Origin of the sequence: Streptomyces sp. NPDC088910, assembly GCF_044749865.1 — a bacterium.
GTDB lineage: Bacteria > Actinomycetota > Actinomycetes > Streptomycetales > Streptomycetaceae > Actinacidiphila.
Window position 1 is genome coordinate 25,643 of record NZ_JBIVIV010000024.1, and the last position, 20,025, is coordinate 45,667.

The 20,025-nt window shown below is 71.2% G+C and carries 20 protein-coding genes and 3 pseudogenes; 14 read left to right on the top strand and 9 right to left on the bottom strand.

Features of this window, described 5'->3' with window-relative positions; all coding sequences use genetic code 11:
- The first annotated feature begins 91 nt into the window (after positions 1–91).
- From ACIP4Z_RS34930 to ACIP4Z_RS34950, 5 genes are all read left to right on the top strand, one after another.
- Positions 92–1,015 carry a zinc-binding dehydrogenase gene (locus ACIP4Z_RS34930; protein WP_401314549.1) on the top strand — a complete coding sequence of 308 codons (924 nt, stop codon included), beginning with the start codon at positions 92–94 and terminating at the stop codon, positions 1,013–1,015.
- Between the two features lie 858 nt (positions 1,016–1,873).
- On the top strand, positions 1,874–2,944 hold the full coding sequence (locus ACIP4Z_RS34935; protein ID WP_401314551.1) for an LLM class flavin-dependent oxidoreductase: 1,071 nt from the start codon (positions 1,874–1,876) through the stop codon (positions 2,942–2,944).
- The gene (locus ACIP4Z_RS34940) at positions 2,941–3,600 is read left to right on the top strand and encodes an NADPH-dependent F420 reductase (RefSeq protein ID WP_401314553.1); all 660 of its coding nucleotides are present in this window, start codon (positions 2,941–2,943) and stop codon (positions 3,598–3,600) included. Before ACIP4Z_RS34935 ends, ACIP4Z_RS34940 begins: the two co-directional genes overlap by 4 nt.
- A 135-nt stretch (positions 3,601–3,735) precedes the next feature.
- Positions 3,736–4,521, top strand: coding sequence for a glutaminase (locus ACIP4Z_RS34945; protein ID WP_401314555.1), 786 nt, complete (start codon positions 3,736–3,738; stop codon positions 4,519–4,521).
- A gap of 86 nt (positions 4,522–4,607) precedes the next feature.
- Positions 4,608–5,450 (top strand): alpha/beta fold hydrolase, encoded by an 843-nt coding sequence (locus ACIP4Z_RS34950; protein WP_401314557.1) that lies wholly within the window; start codon positions 4,608–4,610, stop codon positions 5,448–5,450.
- Between the two features lie 80 nt (positions 5,451–5,530).
- On the opposite strand, the gene ACIP4Z_RS34955 is transcribed toward ACIP4Z_RS34950, so the two are convergent.
- Positions 5,531–6,004 carry a MarR family winged helix-turn-helix transcriptional regulator gene (locus ACIP4Z_RS34955; protein ID WP_401314559.1) on the bottom strand — a complete coding sequence of 158 codons (474 nt, stop codon included), beginning with the start codon at positions 6,002–6,004 and terminating at the stop codon, positions 5,531–5,533.
- Between the two features lie 64 nt (positions 6,005–6,068).
- On the opposite strand from ACIP4Z_RS34955, the gene ACIP4Z_RS34960 reads away from it, so the two are divergent.
- Positions 6,069–6,437, top strand: coding sequence for a VOC family protein (locus ACIP4Z_RS34960; protein WP_401314561.1), 369 nt, complete (start codon positions 6,069–6,071; stop codon positions 6,435–6,437).
- Between the two features lie 115 nt (positions 6,438–6,552).
- Here the strand turns inward: ACIP4Z_RS34960 and ACIP4Z_RS34965 are convergent, their stop codons facing one another.
- Positions 6,553–7,752: an anhydro-N-acetylmuramic acid kinase gene (locus tag ACIP4Z_RS34965; RefSeq protein WP_355347564.1), complete on the bottom strand. Its 1,200-nt coding sequence runs from the start codon at positions 7,750–7,752 to the stop codon at positions 6,553–6,555.
- 239 nt (positions 7,753–7,991) lie between these two features.
- On the opposite strand from ACIP4Z_RS34965, the pseudogene ACIP4Z_RS34970 reads away from it, so the two are divergent.
- Positions 7,992–8,198, top strand: a pseudogene (locus tag ACIP4Z_RS34970) (response regulator transcription factor); the annotation flags it as partial.
- A gap of 78 nt (positions 8,199–8,276) precedes the next feature.
- Here ACIP4Z_RS34970 and ACIP4Z_RS34975 read toward each other — a convergent pair.
- From ACIP4Z_RS34975 to ACIP4Z_RS34985, 3 genes are all read right to left on the bottom strand, one after another.
- A complete protein-coding gene (locus tag ACIP4Z_RS34975; RefSeq protein ID WP_401314588.1) occupies positions 8,277–9,182 on the bottom strand; it encodes an aminoglycoside phosphotransferase family protein in 906 nt (301 codons plus the stop codon).
- A 146-nt stretch (positions 9,183–9,328) separates the two neighbouring features.
- Positions 9,329–10,222 (bottom strand): virginiamycin B lyase, encoded by an 894-nt coding sequence (locus ACIP4Z_RS34980; protein ID WP_401314564.1) that lies wholly within the window; start codon positions 10,220–10,222, stop codon positions 9,329–9,331.
- 217 nt (positions 10,223–10,439) lie between these two features.
- Entirely contained in the window at positions 10,440–11,306 is an 867-nt protein-coding gene (locus ACIP4Z_RS34985; protein WP_401314566.1) for a haloalkane dehalogenase, read from the bottom strand.
- Positions 11,307–11,397: 91 nt separating this feature from the next.
- Between ACIP4Z_RS34985 and ACIP4Z_RS34990 the strand changes: the two genes are divergently transcribed.
- Positions 11,398–11,892: a MarR family winged helix-turn-helix transcriptional regulator gene (locus ACIP4Z_RS34990; protein ID WP_401314568.1), complete on the top strand. Its 495-nt coding sequence runs from the start codon at positions 11,398–11,400 to the stop codon at positions 11,890–11,892.
- Positions 11,893–11,928: 36 nt separating this feature from the next.
- Here ACIP4Z_RS34990 and ACIP4Z_RS34995 read toward each other — a convergent pair whose 3' ends face one another.
- A complete protein-coding gene (locus ACIP4Z_RS34995) occupies positions 11,929–12,459 on the bottom strand; it encodes a GNAT family N-acetyltransferase (RefSeq protein WP_391052441.1) in 531 nt (176 codons plus the stop codon).
- A gap of 185 nt (positions 12,460–12,644) precedes the next feature.
- On the opposite strand from ACIP4Z_RS34995, the gene ACIP4Z_RS35000 reads away from it, so the two are divergent.
- A complete protein-coding gene (locus ACIP4Z_RS35000; protein WP_401314570.1) occupies positions 12,645–13,088 on the top strand; it encodes a glutaredoxin domain-containing protein in 444 nt (147 codons plus the stop codon).
- Here ACIP4Z_RS35000 and ACIP4Z_RS35005 read toward each other — a convergent pair.
- A complete protein-coding gene (locus ACIP4Z_RS35005) occupies positions 13,078–13,563 on the bottom strand; it encodes a GNAT family N-acetyltransferase (protein WP_401314572.1) in 486 nt (161 codons plus the stop codon). The two genes, ACIP4Z_RS35000 and ACIP4Z_RS35005, sit on opposite strands and share 11 nt — an antisense overlap.
- A gap of 258 nt (positions 13,564–13,821) precedes the next feature.
- Here ACIP4Z_RS35005 and ACIP4Z_RS35010 point away from each other — a divergent pair.
- Positions 13,822–13,950 (top strand): annotated as a pseudogene (locus ACIP4Z_RS35010) (TetR/AcrR family transcriptional regulator); the annotation flags it as partial.
- A 64-nt stretch (positions 13,951–14,014) separates the two neighbouring features.
- Here ACIP4Z_RS35010 and ACIP4Z_RS35015 read toward each other — a convergent pair.
- The gene (locus ACIP4Z_RS35015; RefSeq protein ID WP_401314574.1) at positions 14,015–14,938 is read right to left on the bottom strand and encodes an NmrA/HSCARG family protein; all 924 of its coding nucleotides are present in this window, start codon (positions 14,936–14,938) and stop codon (positions 14,015–14,017) included.
- Between the two features lie 109 nt (positions 14,939–15,047).
- Between ACIP4Z_RS35015 and ACIP4Z_RS35020 the strand changes: the two genes are divergently transcribed.
- The gene (locus ACIP4Z_RS35020; RefSeq protein WP_401314576.1) at positions 15,048–15,614 is read left to right on the top strand and encodes a TetR/AcrR family transcriptional regulator; all 567 of its coding nucleotides are present in this window, start codon (positions 15,048–15,050) and stop codon (positions 15,612–15,614) included.
- Positions 15,615–15,852: 238 nt separating this feature from the next.
- Here the strand turns inward: ACIP4Z_RS35020 and ACIP4Z_RS35025 are convergent, their stop codons facing one another.
- Complete coding sequence (locus tag ACIP4Z_RS35025; RefSeq protein ID WP_391052430.1) at positions 15,853–16,275, bottom strand: winged helix-turn-helix transcriptional regulator; 423 nt, start codon at positions 16,273–16,275, stop codon at positions 15,853–15,855.
- A 101-nt stretch (positions 16,276–16,376) separates the two neighbouring features.
- Here ACIP4Z_RS35025 and ACIP4Z_RS35030 point away from each other — a divergent pair, with 101 nt between their 5' ends.
- The 3 genes and pseudogenes from ACIP4Z_RS35030 to ACIP4Z_RS35040 all read left to right on the top strand — a co-directional run bounded on the left by ACIP4Z_RS35030 (position 16,377) and on the right by ACIP4Z_RS35040 (position 19,961).
- Positions 16,377–17,228, top strand: coding sequence for an alpha/beta fold hydrolase (locus tag ACIP4Z_RS35030; RefSeq protein ID WP_391052428.1), 852 nt, complete (start codon positions 16,377–16,379; stop codon positions 17,226–17,228).
- Between the two features lie 351 nt (positions 17,229–17,579).
- Positions 17,580–17,948 (top strand): annotated as a pseudogene (locus ACIP4Z_RS35035) (hypothetical protein); the annotation flags it as partial.
- Between the two features lie 135 nt (positions 17,949–18,083).
- Entirely contained in the window at positions 18,084–19,961 is a 1,878-nt protein-coding gene (locus ACIP4Z_RS35040) for a chitobiase/beta-hexosaminidase C-terminal domain-containing protein (protein ID WP_391164289.1), read from the top strand.
- Positions 19,962–20,025: the final 64 nt, after the last annotated feature.

Below are 20,025 nucleotides of genomic sequence, written 5' to 3' on the forward strand. Positions count from 1 at the left end.
CACTTGGTAGCATGTGCCTCTCAGGGGCACATTGAGGAGGGCTTCCGTGAGGGCACTGATGGTCGACCACACACGCGGTACGGCGCTCCGGGTGGGCGAGGCCGAACCACCTCGGCCCGGCCCTTCCCAGGTCCTGGTGAAGGTAGACGCGTTCTCGCTCAACTACGGGGAGATCGTGACCGCGCGCGAACTGCCCGACGGTGCCATTCCGGGGTGGGAAGCGGCCGGACATGTCGTCGAAGCCGCACGCGACGGCTCCGGGCCCCCGGTGGGTACGCCTGTCATCACACTCGACGAGGCGAACGGCTGGGCCGAGTACAGGGTCGCGGACACCGCGATGATCGGTGTGGTTCCCCGGGACGCGGATCTCGGCGGAGTGAGCACCATCCCGGTCGCCGCCAACAGTGCTCTGCGCGCGCTACGGCGCATCGGCCCCATCCTCGGCCGAACCGTCATGGTCACGGGCGCCACCGGGGGAGTCGGACGCTACGCGGTGCAACTCGCGCGCATGGGCGGGGCCACGGTCGTCGCCGTCACCGGCTCGGCCGCGCCGTACGCCGACGAGCTGCGCTCTCTCGGTGCCGCCGAGGTGGTCTCTCGCCCCAGTGAGTACGCCGGATCCGTGTACGGAGTCGTCGAGTGTGTCGGTGGCGCGCTCCTCGTGGAGGCGTTCGGCCTCCTGGAGCGGGACGGGGTGCTCGTCGCCCTGGGGCACGTCGCTCCCGAGCCGGAGTCGTTCCCGCCGGGTGCCCTCATCGCCGGTCCGGCGCGTCACAACCGCAGCATCGTCACCTTCCACCAGCTCGACGGCGCTCCGCTGCCTCCCGACCTCAGCTGGTTGAGCGAGCGGGTCGCCATGGGGGACCTGACTCCGTCAGTGGCGTGGCGCGGCTCCTGGCACCGCGTCGACGAAGCGATCGACCGGCTCCTCACGCGCACCCTCCACGGCAAGGCGGTGGTCGAAGTCGGCCGCACAGAGGCTGACGGAAGCATCCGGCCGACCTCTGGCGCGTGAGGCGGGCGGAGTCGTTCTCGGCGCTGCTGACGAGAACTCAGCCGAGCGGTGTCCCCACTGCGCGGGCCGGGGCGCCGGTCGCGTCACTCACGGCAGGGCCCCGCGTGGTCGCAGTACGGCTGGAGGCGGCTCTGACCGCAGCCGCACAACACGGCCCTGGTCTCGGCGCGCACCCCTTGCGGCGTTGTTGGCGGTGGTGGTGTGCGGCAGCATCCACGCGCTGGCGGGATAGATGAGCCCGACCGCGCCCGGGCCTCCCGGATTGGTGAACAGCACACCCCGGACTTGGACGGCTGATCACTGGCCAGTCTGGAAACCGCGATCTCGATCTGGCGACCGTCGGGCCGGCTGTAGTCCAGGGGGACGTGCAGGGTTCCGCACTCCAACCGCGGCGCGGCGGCTCCTTTCGGGCACGGTTCCCACTTCAGGGGTGCCGCGGTGTCCTTGGGCGTGTCCGTCGTCGCCGCGGAAGCGGCCGCGAGCGCGGTCGCCGCGATCGCGACGACGGTGAGGGTGAGAGCGAGCACCTTCCGGCGGGGCCGCAGCGGCCCCCGCCGGTGGGCGGCACGGCCATGCGGGCCCGCGTCAGGCGAGGAATCCTCGTCAGGGGTCGGAGGTCTGTGCCCGGCCTCCCCTCGATCCACTGCTGTCGAGGGTGTCGCACCGGAATCTAGTTGACATCTCAACCATGAGAGTGGCATGGTTTACATGTCAACTAAAGCGACGGCGGTGCGGTCGCTGCACCTGACCGGCGGGGAGTCCGCGCACAGGTCGCCAGGGACGGATGTCCCGCCCGGCGGTCACGAGCCACGCATCGCCATGCCCCGACCCAACGAAAGCGTTGAGCGAGTGAGCACGATGGACGTTTCGCAAATCGAGTTCGGCATCGACAGCTTCGGGGACCGGCCCCGGGACGACCAGGGCGTCATCGTCTCGCACGCCCAGGCCATCCGCGCCGCGGTGACTGAAGCGGTCCTCGCCGACCAGGTCGGTATCGACGTCGTCGCGTTGGGCGAGCACCACCGACCCGAGTACGCGATCTCCAGCCCCGAGACGGTGCTGGCGGGCATCGCGACGGCCACGAGGCGCATCCGGCTCGCCTCGGGCGTGACCGTGCTGTCCTCGGACGACCCGGTGCGGGTGTTCCAGCGGTTCGCCACGGTCGACGCGCTCTCCAACGGCCGCGCCGAGGTGATTCTCGGGCGCGGTTCCTTCACCGAGTCGTTCCCGCTGTTCGGGTACGACCTCAAGGACTACGACGTGCTGTTCGAGGAGAAGATCGACCTTTTCCATCGACTCCTGGACGAGAAGCCGGTCACCTGGGACGGCACCACGCGTGCCGCCCTGCGCGATGCCGACGTGTACCCGAAGACGGAGTCGGGACGTCTCAACACCTGGGTAGGGGTGGGCGGGACACCGCAGTCCGTGCTCCGCACCGCGCGATACGGCTTCCGGCTCATGCTCGCCATCATCGGCGGCGCTCCCGACCGGTTCGCTTCCTACGTGGATCTCTACCGGCGTGCCAGCGACGAGTTCGGCACAACGGCCCAGCCGATCGGGACTCATTCGCCCGGTTTCGTCGCCTCCACCGACGAAGAGGCCAAGGAGCTTTTCTACCCCGGGTACAAGGAGATCCGCGACCGCATCGGGAGGCAGCGCGGCTGGCCGCCGCTCCGCCGGGAGGAATTCGACGCGGAGGTGGACCGCGGGTCGCTGTACGTCGGCACGGCCGAGACGGTCGCGGCGAGGATCGCCCATGCCGTACGAGTCCTGGACGCGGGCCGGTTCGACATGATCTACTCCGCCGCCGGCACCGTTTCGGCCTCCGCGCGCCTGCGTTCGGTCGAGCTGTACGGCACCCAGGTCATCCCTCGGGTCCGTGAACTTCTGTCCGAGCGGCCCGCGGCCTCGGCGGGAGCCACGCGATGACTGACCCTGTCACCACGATCGGAATCCTGGGAGCCGGGAAGGTCGGCACTGTCCTGGCACGCCTGGCGGTCGCCGCCGGCTATCGAGTCCTGATCTCCGGGTCCGGCGACCCCTCGAAGGTCGCGCTCACCGCCAGGGTCCTCACGCCCGGAGCGACCGCCGTATGGCCGGCCCGGGCCGCCGATGCCGCCGACGTGGTGGTCCTGGCCCTCCCGCTCGGCAAACACCGTGACCTCCCGGTCACGGAGCTGAAGGGCAAGCTGGTCGTCGACGCGATGAACCACTGGTGGGAGGTCGACGGTCCCCGCGACGAGATCCTCCCGCCCGACACGTCGTCGAGCGAGGCCGTTCAGCGGTTCCTGACGGGCGCACGTGTCGTGAAAGCCCTCAACCACATGGGCTACCACGATCTCGAGGACGGGGCCCGTCCGGTCGGCTCCGTCGGACGCAAGGCCATCGCGATCGCCGGGGACTCGCCCGAGGATCTCGCCGTCGTCGCTGACCTGATCACCGCACTCGGATTCGACCCCCTCGCCATCGGCGGCCTTGCGGCGGGCGTCCGGCTCGAGCCGGGAACCCCCGCCTTCGGAGCCAACGTCGACATCGACCGGCTCCGCGCGCTCACCGCCGCCCCCGAGTCCGGCACGGCTGCTTGAGCACTCGTCGCAGAAGAACAGCGGCGCCTCGACCGGACCCGAAAACCGCGGTCACCTCGTCGCCTTCCGCGCGGAAGGACAGTCAGACACACCGTCGTGCGGCGGTGCCCGACGCCGATTGCGCATGGAGGACGAATGCGGCCGATCATTCCCGACTATCGGGCAGAGGCACTGCGCCCTCTCAATCCCATGATCAACGTTGGTGCGATCACCGTGCACGCACTCGCCGGCGCGGTGAACCTGCTTCCGGCGGAGCGCGTGGCCTCACCGAGGACCCCGAGGCCGTCGTGGACGGTTGCATCCGGCAGTGTTCCGTGCGCGTCACCACGCGGGGTCGGCATTCCGGCGAAGAGCGGGGTGGCAGGGGGCCTGATAGGCGCGCTCCCCGGACAGATCGGCATGGCCACGTTCTCACCACGCCTGGATCGTCACGGGAACAGCGTTCGCGGGGTGTCCCTGTTCGAACGACTCTCCGGGGGCATGGGACTGCGTGTGATGGAGGTCCCCGCCGCCGCGCGTGCGGTGGCGCGGTCCCACCATGACGTGGGCAGCGGACCGAACGCGCTCCGGGTCCTGCGACTGCAAGGCCGCATCGGCTTCGCCATGGCCGAGAGGGTCGTTCAGGAAGCCATGGCCGTTCCGCCTTCGGCCGTAAGGGTGGCCTTGGACCTGACGAGGGTCCATTCGATGGACGGCGCGGCGCGGCGCGTGCTGCTGGAGGTCGTGCGTCGGCTGACGCTGAGTGGTCACGAGGTGTATCTCGCCGACCCGGAATCGATCATGCCCGATCCCGATCCCGGCGACGGCGGCCGCGTCACCGTCGTGGACACCGTGGACCAGGCCGTGCGTCCGCCGAGGGGGGGCCCGGCACGGGAAGCGGTCGGCGGCGGAGCGGGGAATCATCCGACTCGCCGCCGGTGAAACGGAGTTCTCGCACAGAAATCGAGCCATCGGGCTCAAAGACACGGGTCGGCGTTCGGTTCGTCGGCCGGAAAGGGAAAGAGACCATGGGTTACATCACCGTCGGCACGGAGAACAGCACGCCGGTCGAGCTCTACTACGAGGACCAGGGTTCCGGGCAGCCGGTCGTCCTGGTCCACGGCTACCCGCTGGACGGGCACAGTTGGGAACGTCAGACGCGCGAACTGCTGGCCCAGGGTTATCGGGTCATCACCTACGACCGCCGAGGCTTCGGCCAGTCCTCGAAGGTGAACTCCGGTTACGACTACGACACCTTCGCCGCCGATCTGAACACGGTCCTCGAGACCCTCGACCTGCGGGACGTCGTCCTTGTCGGTTTCTCGATGGGCACGGGGGAACTCGCCCGCTACGTGAGCCGGCACGGTCATGAGCGTGTCGCGAAGCTCGCCTTCCTCGCCTCACTGGAGCCGTTCCTCGTCGCCCGCGACGACAACCCCGACGGCGTGCCGCAGGAAGTGTTCGACGGCATCGCGGCGACCGCGAAGGCGGACCGGTACGCCTGGTTCAAGCAGTTCTACGCGGACTTCTACAACCTCGACGAGAACCTCGGCACCCGTATCAGCGAGGAGGCGGTGACCGGTAGCTGGAACGTCGCGGTCCTCAGCGCGCCGGTGGCCGCGTACGCCGCGGTCCCGGCATGGATCGAGGACTTCCGCGCCGATGTCGAGGCGGTCCGTGCGAGCGGCAAGCCCGCGCTGATCCTGCACGGAACGAAGGACAACATCCTCCCGATCGACGCCACTGGCCGCCGATTCCACAAGGCGTTCCCCGAGGCCGACTACGTCGAGGTCGGAGGAGCACCGCACGGCCTGCTCTGGACCCACGCCGACGAGGTCAACACCGCGCTGCGCGACTTCCTCTCGAAGTGACGGTGGCCTGACGGACGCGGCGCGGGAGCCGAGGCGCTGGAAGGCATTGCCAGGAGCCGCGTCTCCCAGACGATGTTGCGTCAACCAGCGCCGCATGGGCCGTCGTCTTTGGTGTCGCGCAGGGAATGGATCATGCTCTGCAGGATTCGGAACGCGCCTGACTGCTCGGTGTCGGTCAGGCCGGCCAGCATTCTCACCTCGACGGAACGGACGGCCACGGTCGCCTTCTCCAGGCTCCGTCGGCCGCGCGGTGTGAGCCGCGTGGGGAGGACCTTCCCGACGGGCGCCGCCGCGGGCCTGGTCACGTAGCCGTCCCGTTCCAGGGTCTGGAGCAGCACGTTCATCGACTGCCGTGTGACGAACGCGCCGCGCGCGAGGTCGGAGTTGGACAGGCCCGGCCGTTGAGCCAGCAGTTCCAGGCAGGAGTAGTGCGTCACGGTCATTCCGAGGGGGCGCAGTACCTCCTCCATGGCCGCGCGCAGAGCGCTCGAAGCCTCTTTGAGCAGGTAGCCCAGTGATTTCTCCAGGTCGATGCCCGTGCCGTTTTGACTCATGTCAGTATTCTGACATACGTTGGTCTGTGTCAGGAATCTGACATGAAGAGAACGGAGCATCGCCATGCCCGCCACCGGTCCCGACTTCATCTCGCTCCAGGCGAGCGACCTCGGCGCCTCACAGGCGTTCTACGAGCAGTACCTCGGCCTCGTCCGCTCGCAGGCCGGACCTCCGCACGCCGTCGTCTTCGAGACGAAGCCGATCGCGTTCGCACTGCGCGACATCGTTCCCGGCACCGATCTCGCGTCCGTCGCCCAGCCCGGCATCGGTGCCGCGATCTGGCTGCACGCCACCGACGTCCAGGCCGTCCACGACGCTCTCGTCGCCGACGGTCACACCATCGTCTCCGCGCCGGTCGACGGCCCCTTCGGCCGGACGTTCACCTTCGCCGACCCCGACGGCTACCAGATCACGCTCCACGACCGCGCCTGATCGGCCGCTCATCGGCGCACGGCTCAACGGCGCACGGCTCAACGGCGGTACGCACAAGGCGATGCCGCCCAGCGTGTCCCCCCGCGGGCCGGCGGCCGTCGCCAGGCGGTACGGGTCAGACCGGCGGCAGGACGGCGAGGCGGCGCGGGCTCGGGGCCGGTTCCGGCAGCCGGAGCGGCGCGTCGCCCGGAGTGATCCGGCCCAGTACCCGCGGGGTCGAGGAGCCGGTCGCGCCGGGGACCACACCGGGAATCCCGTGCCAGGTGAGGAAGCCCAGCAGCGCCATCAGATACGCCTCCTTGTCGCCTGCGGGCAGCCCGCGCTCGTCACTGGTGACGAGGACCGCGGGGCTCAGCCGCTCGCGCAGCGCCGCCATCAGCGCCGGATTGCGCACCCCGCCCCCGGAGGCGACGACCTCGGTGAGCCCGTACCGGCGGCAGGCGTCCGCGACGGTCACGGCCGTCAGCTCCGTCAGCGTCGCCATCAGATCCTCGTCCGACACCGGCGGCAGCCCCGCGCACCGCGGCTCGACGTAGTCGGCCCTGAACAGCTCGCGGCCGGTGGACTTCGGCGCCTCCCGCCGGTAGTACGGCTCGTCCAGCAGCCGGGCCAGCAGGTCCGGGCGTACGGTCCCGGCCAGCGCGAGGCGGCCGTCGAGGTCGCTCCCGGCCCGGCCCCCGGTGACGCGGTGGGCGGCGGCGTCGAGCAGGCAGTTGGCCGGGCCGGTGTCGAAGGCGACGACCGGCTCGTCCCGGCCGCCGACCACCGTCACATTGGCGATGCCGCCGAGGTTCAGCGCGGCCCGGCGGGTCGGTACGGTCCCGGCACCGGCCGACGTGTCGTCCGCGAGCCACAGCGTGTCCAGCGTGCTGGCGAGCGGCGCGCCCTGGCCGCCCGCCGCGATGTCGCGGGCCCGTACGTCCGAGACCACCGGCAGCCCGGTCGCCTCGGTGATCCACGCGGGCTGGCCGAGTTGCAGGGTGCCGAGGGCGCGGCCGTCGGTGATCCAGTGGAACACCGTCTGGCCGTGCGAGGCCACGAGGTCGGCCCGGCCGCCCGAGAACCGCTCGATCGCCCTGACGACCGCCGCCGCAGACGCCTGCCCCACCAGCGTGTCCACCTCGCACACCTCGGCGAGTCCGACAGCGGACGGCGGCAGCAGCCCGAGCAGCCGCTCCCGCGTCTCGGGCGGCCACGGGTACTCCTCGGCCCCGAGCGGCCGCAGCGTCAGCACCTCCCCGTCGAACCCGAACTCACCGACGGCGACATCCAGGCCGTCCATCGAGGTGCCCGACATGAGACCGACGACGATCACGTGACTTCTCCAGGAGTGCGGGGTCTGCGGTCGCCCCAGTATGAGCGGACGTGTCCTCCCCGCTCACCCGGGGCTCCGCGCCGTCACGCGGCCGAGGCGGCGTGGACGAGCGGACGGCGAGCGGGGAGCACGGCGCCTCGGGTCTGCTCGGGCACAGGCCGCCGGGTCGCCGCGCTCGACGGCGAGGTCACCGCGTCCAGTCCGGTCGGCGGACCGACCGTCATCCAGGCGGAGTTGCCGTGCGCGTGGTGCTCGCCGAGGACAACGCGCTGCTGCGCCAAGGGCTCGTCCTGCTGCCCACCTCCTCGGGGCACGAGGTGGTCGACGTCGTCGGCACCGGCCCCGAGGCGCTGCCCGCGCTGCTCGAACACCGCCCGGCCATCGCCGTGCTCGACGTCCGGATGCCGCCCGGCTTCCGGGACGAGGGCCTGCGCGCGGCGTGCGAACGCGAAGTCCTCGCACTGATGGCGGAGGGCCACGACAACACCACCCTGCGGTCGTAGCGAGGCGGACCTGTGCGGGACCTAGCCGCTGAGGGCCTGGGTGATCTGGCGGGTGGTCTGTGCGGCGACTCGCGGATCGTCGGCGGCGTAGGACACGTAGGCGTTCAGGCCGGTGGCCAGTGCCCAGCCGCGACCGCGTGTCCAGGTGGCGTCGTCCACGCCGAGCGTGGCGCGGAAGGCGGCCCGGCTCCCGGCCGACATCAAGGTGAAGGCGACCATCAGATCGCAGGCCGGGTCACCGAGGGCGAGGCCGCCGAAGTCGATGACCGCGCTGAGGCGGCCGTCGACGGTCAGCAGATTGCCGGTGTGGAAGTCGCCGTGCGCCCAGACCGGCGGCCGGCCCCACGCGGGGGTGCGCAGCGCCGCGTCCCACAGGCCGGTCATCGCCGCCGCGTCGAAGGCGTCGCCGACCGTCGCGACGGCGGCCCGGGTCGCGCGGTCCCGCGCGGCCAACGGGCTTGCCGCAAGGCCCGTTGGCCCGTCCGCGACCGCTTCCGGCGGCGCGAATCGCTGTAGGGCCAGCAGGAACTCCGCCAACTTGACCGCAGCGCCCACCGATTCGCCGAGCCGCTCGACGGTGGCCACCTCGCCGTCCAGCCACCGGGTGACCGCCCACGGCCACGGATAGCCGAGGTCGGGTCGTCCGACAGCTACGGGTACGGGGACGGCCAGCGGCAGGTGCGCGGCGAGCCGGGGCAGCCACCGCGCCTCCTTCGCAGCCTGGCCGATGGCGCCGCGGTGGCGGGGCAGGCGGACGGACAACTCGCGGCCCAGTCGGTGGATCACATGATCGGAACCGGCCGCGCCGAGCGGTTCCAGGGGAAGCCCGGCCCACCGCGGGAACTGTCTGTCGACCAGCCGTCGTACCAGCGCGATGTCGATCGCGGGGCGGAAGTCCGCGGTGTCCGGGGTGTGCTGCGTGGTCAGGACGGCTCCTTGAGGCGGTGCGATCGATGTGGCTGGCGATCTCGGACGACCGCGACTGTTCCAGCGGGCGAGGCGCGGTCTGTCGAGGGGATTTCCGCGCGGGCCCGGTGACGACCCGCCCGGCCCCGCCGAGGCGGCGGTTCACCTCAGGGCGCGAGCCGTGCGACGGCTCCCACCTCCAGGGCCGACCAGACAGCGCCGTCCGGACCCACGGTGATGCCGTGCGGCTCCGATGAAGCGGTCGGCAGGTCGTACGCGGTGATCTCGCCGCTCGCCGCGCGGTGACCGATGCGGTTGGCTCCCCATTCGGTGAACCAGCAGTCCCCGACGCCGGCCGCGACGACGGCGTGCGGTTTGGCCGTACGGTCCGGGAGCGGGAACTCCTCGATCCGCCCGTCCGTCGTGATCCTGCCGATCTGCCCCGCCGCGATCTCGACGAACCACAAGGCGGCGCCGTCACTGGCGATGCCGACCGGCGCGGCACCCGGAGTCGGCAGGGGGTACAGGTCGACCGCGCCCTCGACGGTGACGCGGCCGATCGCGTTCGCCTGGTTGAGCGTGAACCACAGCGCCCCGTCCGGGCCTTCGGTGATCGCCGAGGGACAGCCGCCCTGTACGGGAAGGGCGTACTCGGTGATCTCTCCCTCGACGGTGATCCGGCCGATCCGGTCGGTGTTCATCTGCGTGAACCACAGCGCGCCGTCGGGGCCGGTGGTGATGCCGAAGGGGCCGCTGTCGGGCGTCGGCAGCAGGTAGGACCGCAGTGCGCCGTCGGTGCCGACGCGGCCGATCGCGCTCGCCAGATGGAGGGTGAACCACAGCGCGCGGTCCGGGCCCGCAGTGATGACCGTGGGGCGGCTCTCGGGCGAGTCCAGCGGGAATTCGCTGAATTCGCCGTCGAGGGTGAGACGCGCGACGCTGCCGCTCTGCGCGAGGGTGAGCCACAGGGCGCCGTCAGGTCCTGCCGCGATGCCGTAGGGGCCGGCCTCCTTGTCCGCCACGGGGATCTCCGTGACGGCCGGGCCTTCAGAACGCTGCACGGCGAATCCTCCTGCGGAAGCGAATGCGGGTAGCGCATACGGACGGCGGATACGGTTGGCGGATACGGAGGGGGACGCCGATACGGTCGCGGCTCGACCGACGTCCGTGGCCGGTGCGGTCCCCGTCCCGATCACCCCCGCACCCTGCTGACACGAGGCCACCGGGCGCAACTGATTTCCCGTACGGGCCCGGCACGGGAACGGCCGGGCAGCGCGCTCAGCGGCCGGTGACCATCCCGTGCCGCCGCGCCCACGCGGTGATCGCGTCCGCGATCGCCTGCGGCTGGTCCTCCGGGGCGTGGTGCCCGGCGGGACCGCAGTGCCGGGTCTCCAGGGCCGCGATGTTCGCCGCGCACCAGTCCGCCGTCTCCGGGCCGATCAGCAAGGTGGGCGAGGAGTCGAAGGTGAGCAGCAGTTTGGGGACCTGATCGCTGCTCGCGAGCCACTTGTCGTACTGCTCGACGCGCTCGGTGACATCGGCCGGCTCGCCGTCCAGCGGCAGTGAGCGGGCCCACGCGAGGATCGGGCGGCGGCTCTCGGGCGTCGGGTACGGCGCCCGGTAGGCCCGCAGGTCGTCCTCGCCCACCGGGTGCAGCACCCCGCCGGTGAAGGCCGACTCCAGGAAGACGTTCCGGTCGAGCACCAGGGCTTCGCCCTGCGGCCCGCGCATGGTCTCGGCGCGCGAGCGCGGTCCCTCGCCCAGTTCGCTCCAGGACATCGGCCGCACGATGGTCTCGAAGAAGGCCACACCCAGGACCCGGTCGGGGTGGCGGGCCGCCCAGTCGAAGGCGAGGGCCCCGCCCCAGTCGTGGCCGACGAGCACCACCTTGTCCAGGTCCAGCCGGTCGAACCACGCGTCCACGTAGCGCGCGTGGTCGGCGAACCGGTACGGCACGTCGGGCTTGCCCGAGCGGCCCATGCCGATCAGGTCGGGCGCGAGCAGGCGGGCGGGCAGGTCGATCGCGGGCAGCACCTTGCGCCACAGGTGGGACGAGCCGGGATTGCCGTGCAGGAAGACGACGGGAGTGCCGCTGCCCGTCTCCTCGTGGAACATCGTCGAATCGAGCACCTTCGTCACGGGCATGACTCTTCTCCGCATCGCTAGTCACACTAACGGTTATCTCGTGTCGAAGATAATCCGTTAGTGGCACTAATGCAAAGGGTATGATCGCGGCATGAGCAACGGCGCACGTGACACGGCACCCCCGACCGCACCGCAGGCCACCGTCGCGGCCACTCCGGCGCGGCTGCGGAATCTGCGGACCCGGCTCCTGTCGCTCGCCGCGATCCGTTCGGACCGCCTGGTGAACGAGGAGCTGACGCGGGAGGGCGCCCGCAAATGGCACTACGCGGTGCTCGCCACCCTGGAGGAGTTCGGGCCTGCCAGCCAGGCCGAACTGAGCGGCCGTACGGGCATCTACCGCAGCGACATGGTCGCGGTCGTCAACGAACTGGCCGAGAGCGGGCTGCTCGAACGCTCGCCCAACCCCGCCGACCGTCGGCAGAACATCATCGCGCTCACCGGGCCGGGCCGCCGCCGGCTCCTGAAGCTCGACGGACTGCTGACCGAGGTGGAGGACCAGGTGCTCGCCCCGCTGTCCGAACCGGAGCGCGCCGAGCTGGCCCGGCTCCTCACCGCCGTCGTGGACCACCACGGGCAGCACATGTGAAACCGGCCCGTGCCCGCGCCCTCTAGCGGCCCCTGGCTACGGCTTCCAGTCCGCGGCCAGGAGCCCGAGCAGGACCTCGTCCAGGAACTCGCCCATCACCCACGCGGACGAGCGCAGCACGCCCTCGCGGACGAAGCCGTTCCGCTCGGCGGAGCGCAGCATCGCGTCATTGTCCGCCAGCGTCTCGATCTGCAACCGGTGCAGGCCGCGCACGACGAAGCCGTACTGGCACAGGGCCGCGACCACGTCCGTCCCGTAGCCCTTCCCGCGAGCGGACGGCAACAGGCCCAATCCGATGTGCGCCGACCGGTTGTGGGTGTCGATACCCCAGAGCGTCGCGGTGCCGACCAGGGCGCCGCCGTCCAACTCCACGACGGAGAAGGCGACGTGCCCCTCCTCCTTGTCGTCCACGAACAGCCGCGGATCCTTCGACTCGGGCGAGACCGGCCGCCACGGGCCGCCCTCCGCTCGCGCGGCGTTGACCACGTCGTTGTAGAGCTCGGTCCGCAGGACCGGGATGTCATCCGCGTGCCGAGCCCTCAGCCCGACCTTGTTCCCCTTGAGCATGCACGTTTCCTATCCGAGCCCGTCGGCCGACGGCAAACCGAATACCGGCGTCATCGACCGAAGGCGACGCGTCGCGCGCGAGGCCGACTCCGGTTGTCCGGTTGTCCGGTTGTCCGGGGGGGGTATGCGGGCGAGCCGCGGCCTGGCCCGTGAGGCGGTTCACCGCACCGATAAGCTGCCTGATCATGATGCGTGCGTGGTTGCTGCCGATGCTGCTGGTCCTCTGCGGCGTGGCCGCCGCGGCCGGGCTGATCCTCGGCGGGAGCCCCGGCCGGGCCGCGACCTTCCTGCTGGCCTTCGTGCTGCTCGCGGGGCTGAACTCGCCTCTGGTCTTCCCCCGGTCGATCGGCGCGTCCGAGGCGCAGCGCCTCAGCGCCGCCGACGGCCGGCCGATCGTCTACTGGCGGCCGGGCTGCAAATTCTGCCTGCGCCTGCGCTTCCGACTCGGCCGCCGGGCCCGCCGGTTGCACTGGGTCAACATCTGGCGTGACCCGGCCGCGGCGGAGGCGGTGAGGGCGGTCAACGAGGGCAATGAGACCGTCCCGACCGTCGTCGTCGCGGGCCGGCCGTACACCAACCCCGATCCCGCGTGGGTGCGCGAACAGCTCTCCCCGTCCGCTACGGCGTGAGGGCGCGGCGGTACGTCAGGCCGGGGCGGCCGGAGAACTGGTGCTCGCCGACGACGGTGAAGCCCGTAAGGGCCAGTACGGCTCGGGAGGCCGCGTTGTCGAGGGTGGTTCCGGCGCGCAGGACGGTCAGCCCGTAGTCGGTGGCGGCCGTGCGGCACAGTTCCCGTACCGCCCAGGTGGCCAGGCCCCGGCCCGCGGCGCGTTCGGCGATCCGGTAGCCGAGGTCGGCGCCGCCGTCGGCGACATCGACGAGATTGATCCGGCCGAGGACGTCGCCCTCGGTGCCGGTCACGACGTGGAAGTAGCAGGCGCCGGTCTCCTGCTCGGCCAGCCGGTCACGGAGGTGGTCGTCGAAGCGGGCGAAGAAGTCGTCGCCCCGGTCGGGGATCGTCGCGGCGAAGTAGGCCCGGTTCTCCCGCTCGAAGGCGAGCAGCGCGGGGGAGTGGTCCGGATGGAGCAGTTCGATCTGGGGCATGGCCAGGAATATAGGCAGTTGGGCCGCCGCGCGGCCTGTGGTTTTCCGCGGGCCGAGGCGCGCGGGGCCATCGCGGGTCGGTCACGGCTCACGCCGTGGGCCCCGCAGACAGGTCGCCAGGAGGCGGCGGCAGGTGCCGTCCCAGCCGGGTCGGACGGCCGGAGCATGTGCGCTCCGGCTGGGCAGGACGAGTTCTTCACCCTCTTCGGTGGGCCGGTCGCGACGCGGACCCAGCCGCCGCAGCCGCTCGACGCGGCGGCCGAGGCCGCTCTCCTCGCCCCGACCCTGATCGGCGCCGGTCATCTGCTGTTCGCCGACCGCGACGGACCGCCGCCGACACCCGCCGCGATCCGCAAGGTCGTCGCGGCCGTCCTCCCCGGCGCCTGAGGGGACGGCTCACCGCGGGCTCCGGCCGGTCGCGGTGCGGGCTCGCTCGCCTCGCGGGCGCGGTTCAGGCCGCGGCCACCATGCGCTGCCGCGCCCACTCCTCGAAGCCGGTGAGCGGGATGCCGAGGTCCCGCGCGTACTGCGGGCGGCCCGGCTGGTCGACCGCGTTGAGCCATTCATGCGAGGCGCCCATGGCCGGCATTCCGGCGGCGAGCGCCTCCTGCTCTGTCATGTCCGGCGCGGGCAGGTGCGTGCCCAGGGCCCGCGAGAGGACGTCGGCGATCTGAGTCATCGACAGATAGTCGCCCGCCAGCTCCAGTTCGACCCGGTCGAACCGCTCCGGATCGGCGAAGGCCGCCGCCGCGGCGCGGCCGATGTCGTCCACCGCGATCAGCGACAGATGGGTGTCCGGCCTGAGGACGCTCACCAGGCCGCCCTCGATGCCGCGCGGGAACAGGAACGCCATGGACGGAAGGAAGTTCTCCATGAAGAAGCCGGGCTTGAGCAGCGTCCAGTGGGGGAAACCCGCCGCGCGGACCGCGTCCTGGATCGCGCTCTTGGCGCCCAGGACGGGTTCCATGTAAGGCCAGCGGCCCTCGGCCCAGCCGGGCGCCTCGGTGTGCTGACCGGCGCCGGTCACGGAGGTGTGCACGAACTGCGGCACTCCTGCGGCCTTCGCGCCCTCGACGAGGTTGACGCCTTGCGTCACCTCTCCCTCGAAGTCGAAGCTCTCCGCCGTCATCTCGGGCATCTGTACGGAGAAGACGGCGCGGACTCCCTCGGCGGCCCGGACCACGGAGCCGCGGTCGCGCAGGTCGCCGGTGACCAGTTCGGCGCCGAGCGCCTCGACGGCCTTGGCCCGGTCGGCGGCCGGATCGCGGACCAGGGCGCGGACGGGGACGCCGGACGCGAGCAGGGCGCGGGCGGTGGCGCCGCCCTGCCGGCCGGTGGCGCCGGTGACCAGGACCGGTGCGGGGCGTGCGGACATGATGCTCCTCGGGTGCTCGTGCTGGGAGACGCTAAACGGCGGGGCCCGCCGTTTCTCTTCCGTGTACGATATGGCGGACCCCGCCACTTGGCAACCATGGAGGTAGGCCATGCCGGATGGCCAGCGCGCCGACGCCCGGCGCAACTACACGCGCATCCTCGCCGTGGCCCAGCAGGAGGTCGCCGCCCACGGCGCCGACGCCTCGCTGGAACAGATCGCCCGCACGGCGGGAGTCGGCTCCGCGACCGTGCGACGGCACTTCCCCACCCGCCAAGCGCTGCTGGAGGCGGTCTCCCGGGAGCGGATCGAGGCCCTGCGCGTCCGCGCGCACGAGCTGACCGGCGAAGGCGAGAGCCGCGGCGCGCTGCTGGAGTGGCTCGGCGACGTCCTCACCTACTGCGTCTCCGCCCGCGGCCTGGCCACCGCGCTGTCCTACAACGCCGCCGGAGTCGACCCGGTGCACAACAACAGTTGCTCGGCCACGCTCGAAGAAGCGGTGGGCCCGCTGCTCCGCCGCGCCGCGCGGGACGGCGCGGTGGCCAAGGACGTCACCGCCCTCGACCTGATCACCCTGCTGGTCGGCATCGCCCTGGCTACGGAGCACGCCCCCGACCCCGCCGCCCGCGCCCGCCAACTCTTCGACCTGTCGGTGGCGGGCCTGAGCCCCCAGCGCTGAGCAACGGCGCCTGTCGCCGTCGGCCGCGCGGGCGCTAGGTCAATACGACGAGGGCCTGTCCGGCGGATCGGGAATGGCCCCTTCGGCGTCTGGCACGCACGCCCGTCGCGTTGCCGGAATACCCGAATGGCTCCGCTGTGCGGGCATCCCGGTGCCTTCCGCTCAGCGGGTCCCCCCGGACGGAGTCCGGGGCAGCACCAGGCGCCGCCTGGACCGCCCATGATCCGCCGGGCAGGCCCTAGTCGGGAGACGGCCCGTCGGCGAGCCGGTTGTTGCGGTCGATCTCCGGCATGTGGGTCTCGGCCCAGTCGCGCAGGGCGGCGAGGGGGTGTTCGAGGGACAGGCCGAGGTCGGTGAGGCGGTAGTGGACGGCGGGCGGCACCGTCGGTTCCACGCGGCGCGTGACCAGGCCGTCGCGGACCAGGCTCTGCAAGGTGGCGGACAGCATCTTCTGCGAGATGCCGGGGATGCGGCGCCGCAGTTCGGCGAAGCGGACCTCGCCCGGAGCCTGCTCGGCCAGCGTCTTGACCGCCATCGACGTCCACTTGGTGCCGATGCGGTCGAGCAGCTGGCGGGTCGGGCAGCGCGGATCCAGCAGGTCACCGCGGTCGCCGGGCCGCGGCCCGTACGTGCCCGATGCGTCGGGCCCGGACGTGGTCACCTGGGGCTCACCACCTGAGGGGAAAGTGCCGTCTTGGGCGGACCAGGTTAGTTCCCTAGCGTGATCTTGTCACCATTGGTTACCACTCCTGGAGTCCCGTCATGCCCGAACTGCGCCGCGTGCCCGTCAACGGTGTCGAACTGAACGTCGCCCTCGCCGGATCGGGTCCCGCCGTCCTGCTGCTGCACGGCTTCCCGCACACCTGGGAGGTGTGGACGGACGTCATGGCCGATCTGACCGGCCGCTACCGCGTCATCGCGCCCGACCTGCGCGGCTTTGGCGCGAGTGGTCCTGCCCCGTCCGGGTACGACGCGGGCACCCTGGCCGAGGACGCCGCGGCGCTCCTCGCCGCGCTCGGCGTGTCGTCCGCCGCGGTGGTGGGCATCGACGCGGGCGCCCCCGCGGCCTTCCTTCTCGCCCTGCGCCACCCCGGCCTCGTCCGCCGCCTGGTCGTCATGGAATCCCTGCTGGGCGCGCTGCCCGGCGCCGAGGACTTCCTCGCCGCCGGACCGCCGTGGTGGTTCGGCTTCCACCGCGCGGCGCCCGGCCTCGCCGAGACCGTGCTGGAGGGTCACGAAGCCGAATACGTCGACTGGTTCCTGCGCTCCGGCACGCTCGGCGAGGGAGTGCGCCCCGCACTTCGGGACGCGTTCGTGCGCGCGTACACCGGCCGCGAGGCGTTGAGCCGCGCGTTCTCGTACTACCGCGCCCTGCCCGAGAGCGCGGCGCGGATCGGTGAGGCGGTCGCCGCCCACCGCCTGACGGTGCCGACGATGGCCCTGGGCGCCCAGCCGGTCGGCGACGTGCTCGCACGCCAACTGCGCCCGCTGGCCGACGATCTCACCGCACACCTCATCGAGGACTGCGGCCACATCATCCCGCTGCACCGGCCGCGCGCCCTGCTCGCGCTCCTGCGCCCGTTCCTGGCCCGCGACGACGCGGGCAGGGCGTGACCGGGGCAGGGCGTGAGCGGGGCGGGCGTGAACGGGGGGCAGGGATGACCGCGGACGAGGCGTGACCTGGGCGGCGCACCACGGATCCCACACCTCCCGCACGCCCCACTCGAATCGTTCACTGTGTGAATCCGGTGCATGTGCTTGACGGCTCGCCATGGCCACTTGACACTGCCTTACGGATTCGGGATTACCGCCATCCGCAGATTGAGAGCGTTTTCAAGAGACTGAATCAAAGGGCCAAGGCGGGACCTTGGCTCTGAATGTGCAGTGCCGAGCGCGATCCACCCCCACATCTCCGCGCTGACCCTGGTGTTCACTTCGCGAACCCAGGCGAAAGGACCCCCACACATGCGCAGATCCATCCTCCCGGCCCGTACCGAGGGCACGCCGCGTCGGCAGCGACGCGTGGTCGCCCTGCTCGGGGCCCTCGTCCTCGTTCTGGCCGGGATCATCGGCCTCACCCAGACCGTCGGCACCGCCTCGGCGGACGCGTCCGACTACACGCAGAGCGTCGCCCAACTGAACTCCACGCAGGCGCAGATCACGTTCAAGCCCACCACGGCCGCCGCCTACGTCGATGTCCACTACCTGGTCAACGGCGCGAATCAGCAGAACGTCCGGATGACCAACAACGCGGGCGTCTGGACCCAGACCGTCAGCTCGCTGACCACCGGCACCGTGCTCGACTACTGGTTCACGTACGAGAAGAGCGGCCCGCAGTACGACACGCCGCACTTCTCGTACACCCAGGGCAGCGGGAGTACGACCGGCGGCGGCACCGGCGGTACCGGAACGACCGTCGCCACGCCGACGTTCAGCCCGGCGGGCGGCACCTTCAGCTCGGCGCAGAGCGTGACGATATCCGACGCCACCTCGGGCGCGAGCATCCGCTACACGCTCGACGGCTCCACGCCGACCGCCTCCTCCACGCTCTACAGCGCGCCGCTGAACATCTCGGCGAGCACCACGGTCAAGGCGATCGGCATCAAGTCCGGGTCCACCAACTCGGCCGTGGCCACCGCCAGTTACACCATCGGCTCGACCTCGGCGAGCTGCCCGACGCAGTCGGACACTCCCAACTTCGGGTCGAACGTCCACATTTACGACCCGTCGATGTCCAGCGCCACCATCCAGGCGCAGCTCGACGCGCAGTTCGCGCAGCAGAAGGACACCCAGACCGCGCAGTTCAGCAACAACCGGGTCGCGCAGCTCTTCAAGCCGGGCACGTACAACGTGTCCGACAACGTCGGCTTCTACACCTCGGTGGCCGGTCTCGGCCAGAACCCCGACGACGTCACGATCAACGGTGACGTCACCGTGGACGCCTTCAACGCCTCCGACGCGGGCAACGCGACCCAGAACTTCTGGCGGTCCGCGGAGAATCTGGCGATCAACCCCTCCAGCGGCACCGACCGTTGGGCCGTCGCGCAGGCCGCGCCCTTCCGCCGGATCGACGTGCACGGCGGGCTCGCGCTCTACCCGGCCAGCTACGGCTACGCCAGCGGCGGCTACATCGCCGACACCAAGGTCAGCGGCCAGGCCGCGTCCGTCTCGCAGCAGCAGTGGTACACCCGCGACAGCAACCTCGGGAGCTGGGCGGGCGGCGTGTGGAACATGGTCTTCTCCGGCGTCAACGGCGCCCCGGCCAACACCTTCCCGAACCCGCCGGAGACCACGCTGGCCACCACCCCGGTCTCCCGTGACGTGCCGTACCTGTACGTCGACAGCGCGGGCAAGTACCGGGTCTTCCTGCCGTCGCTGCGCACCAACGCGTCCGGACCGAGCTGGGCCAACGGCAGCACCCCCGGCACCTCGCTGCCGATGAGCCAGTTCTACGTGGTCAAGGCCGGGGACACGGCCGCGACCATCAACACCGCCCTGTCCCAGGGCTGCAACCTCTTCGTCACCCCCGGCGTCTACCACCTCAACCAGACGCTCAACGTGACCAAGGCCAACACCACCATCCTCGGCATCGGCTACCCGACGTTCGTGCCCGACAACGGCGTCAACGCCATGCAGGTCGCCGACGTGGACGGCGTACGCCTCAAGGGTCTGCTCTTCGACGCGGGCACCACCAACTCCGCCGCGCTGCTGACCGTCGGCCCCTCCGGCTCCACCGCGAGCCACGCCGCCAACCCGACCACCATCCAGGACGTCTTCTTCCGGATCGGCGGCCAGGTCGCGGGCAAGGCCACCACCAGCCTCATCGTGAACAGCGCCAACACGATCATCGACCACATCTGGGCCTGGCGCGCCGACCACGGCAGCGGCGTCGGCTGGACGTCCAACACCGCCGACACCGGTCTGATCGTCAACGGCGCCAATGTGCTCGCGACCGGACTGTTCGTCGAGCACTACCAGAAGTACGAGGTCGTCTGGAACGGCCAGGGCGGCAAGACGATCTTCTTCCAGAACGAAATGCCGTACGACCCGCCGAACCAGGCCGCCTGGGTCAACCCCAACGGGCAGAACGGATACGCCGCCTACAAGGTCGGCGCGAACGTCACCACCCATGAGGCGTGGGGGCTCGGCAGCTACTGCTACTTCAACGTCAACCCGGCGGTGAACAGCTACCACGCGTTCGAGGTGCCCAACACCTCCGGCGTGAAATTCCACAGCGCGCTGACCGTCTCGCTCGGCGGCGTGGGCACCATCACCCACGTCATCAACGACACCGGAGCGGTCACCGCGTCCAACACCACCCCCAGCAACGTCGTGTCCTATCCGTGACCCGCTGATCCCCTCACCGTGAGCCCACGGTGACGGCGGCCCGGTGCTCCCGCGCAGGCGGGAG

Coding starts and splice junctions, on each gene's coding strand:
- ACIP4Z_RS35000 (WP_401314570.1), top strand. CDS start 12,645: ATGATGCGTGCGTGGTTGCTGCCGATGCTGCTGGTCCTCTGCGGCGTG.
- ACIP4Z_RS35015 (WP_401314574.1), bottom strand. CDS start 14,938: ATGTCCGCACGCCCCGCACCGGTCCTGGTCACCGGCGCCACCGGCCGG.
- ACIP4Z_RS34950 (WP_401314557.1), top strand. CDS start 4,608: ATGGGTTACATCACCGTCGGCACGGAGAACAGCACGCCGGTCGAGCTC.
- ACIP4Z_RS34995 (WP_391052441.1), bottom strand. CDS start 12,459: ATGCTCAAGGGGAACAAGGTCGGGCTGAGGGCTCGGCACGCGGATGAC.
- ACIP4Z_RS35020 (WP_401314576.1), top strand. CDS start 15,048: ATGCCGGATGGCCAGCGCGCCGACGCCCGGCGCAACTACACGCGCATC.
- ACIP4Z_RS35030 (WP_391052428.1), top strand. CDS start 16,377: ATGCCCGAACTGCGCCGCGTGCCCGTCAACGGTGTCGAACTGAACGTC.
- ACIP4Z_RS34945 (WP_401314555.1), top strand. CDS start 3,736: ATGCGGCCGATCATTCCCGACTATCGGGCAGAGGCACTGCGCCCTCTC.
- ACIP4Z_RS35005 (WP_401314572.1), bottom strand. CDS start 13,563: ATGCCCCAGATCGAACTGCTCCATCCGGACCACTCCCCCGCGCTGCTC.
- ACIP4Z_RS34990 (WP_401314568.1), top strand. CDS start 11,398: ATGAGCAACGGCGCACGTGACACGGCACCCCCGACCGCACCGCAGGCC.
- ACIP4Z_RS34935 (WP_401314551.1), top strand. CDS start 1,874: ATGGACGTTTCGCAAATCGAGTTCGGCATCGACAGCTTCGGGGACCGG.
- ACIP4Z_RS34940 (WP_401314553.1), top strand. CDS start 2,941: ATGACTGACCCTGTCACCACGATCGGAATCCTGGGAGCCGGGAAGGTC.
- ACIP4Z_RS34985 (WP_401314566.1), bottom strand. CDS start 11,306: ATGCCCGTGACGAAGGTGCTCGATTCGACGATGTTCCACGAGGAGACG.
- ACIP4Z_RS34960 (WP_401314561.1), top strand. CDS start 6,069: ATGCCCGCCACCGGTCCCGACTTCATCTCGCTCCAGGCGAGCGACCTC.
- ACIP4Z_RS34955 (WP_401314559.1), bottom strand. CDS start 6,004: ATGAGTCAAAACGGCACGGGCATCGACCTGGAGAAATCACTGGGCTAC.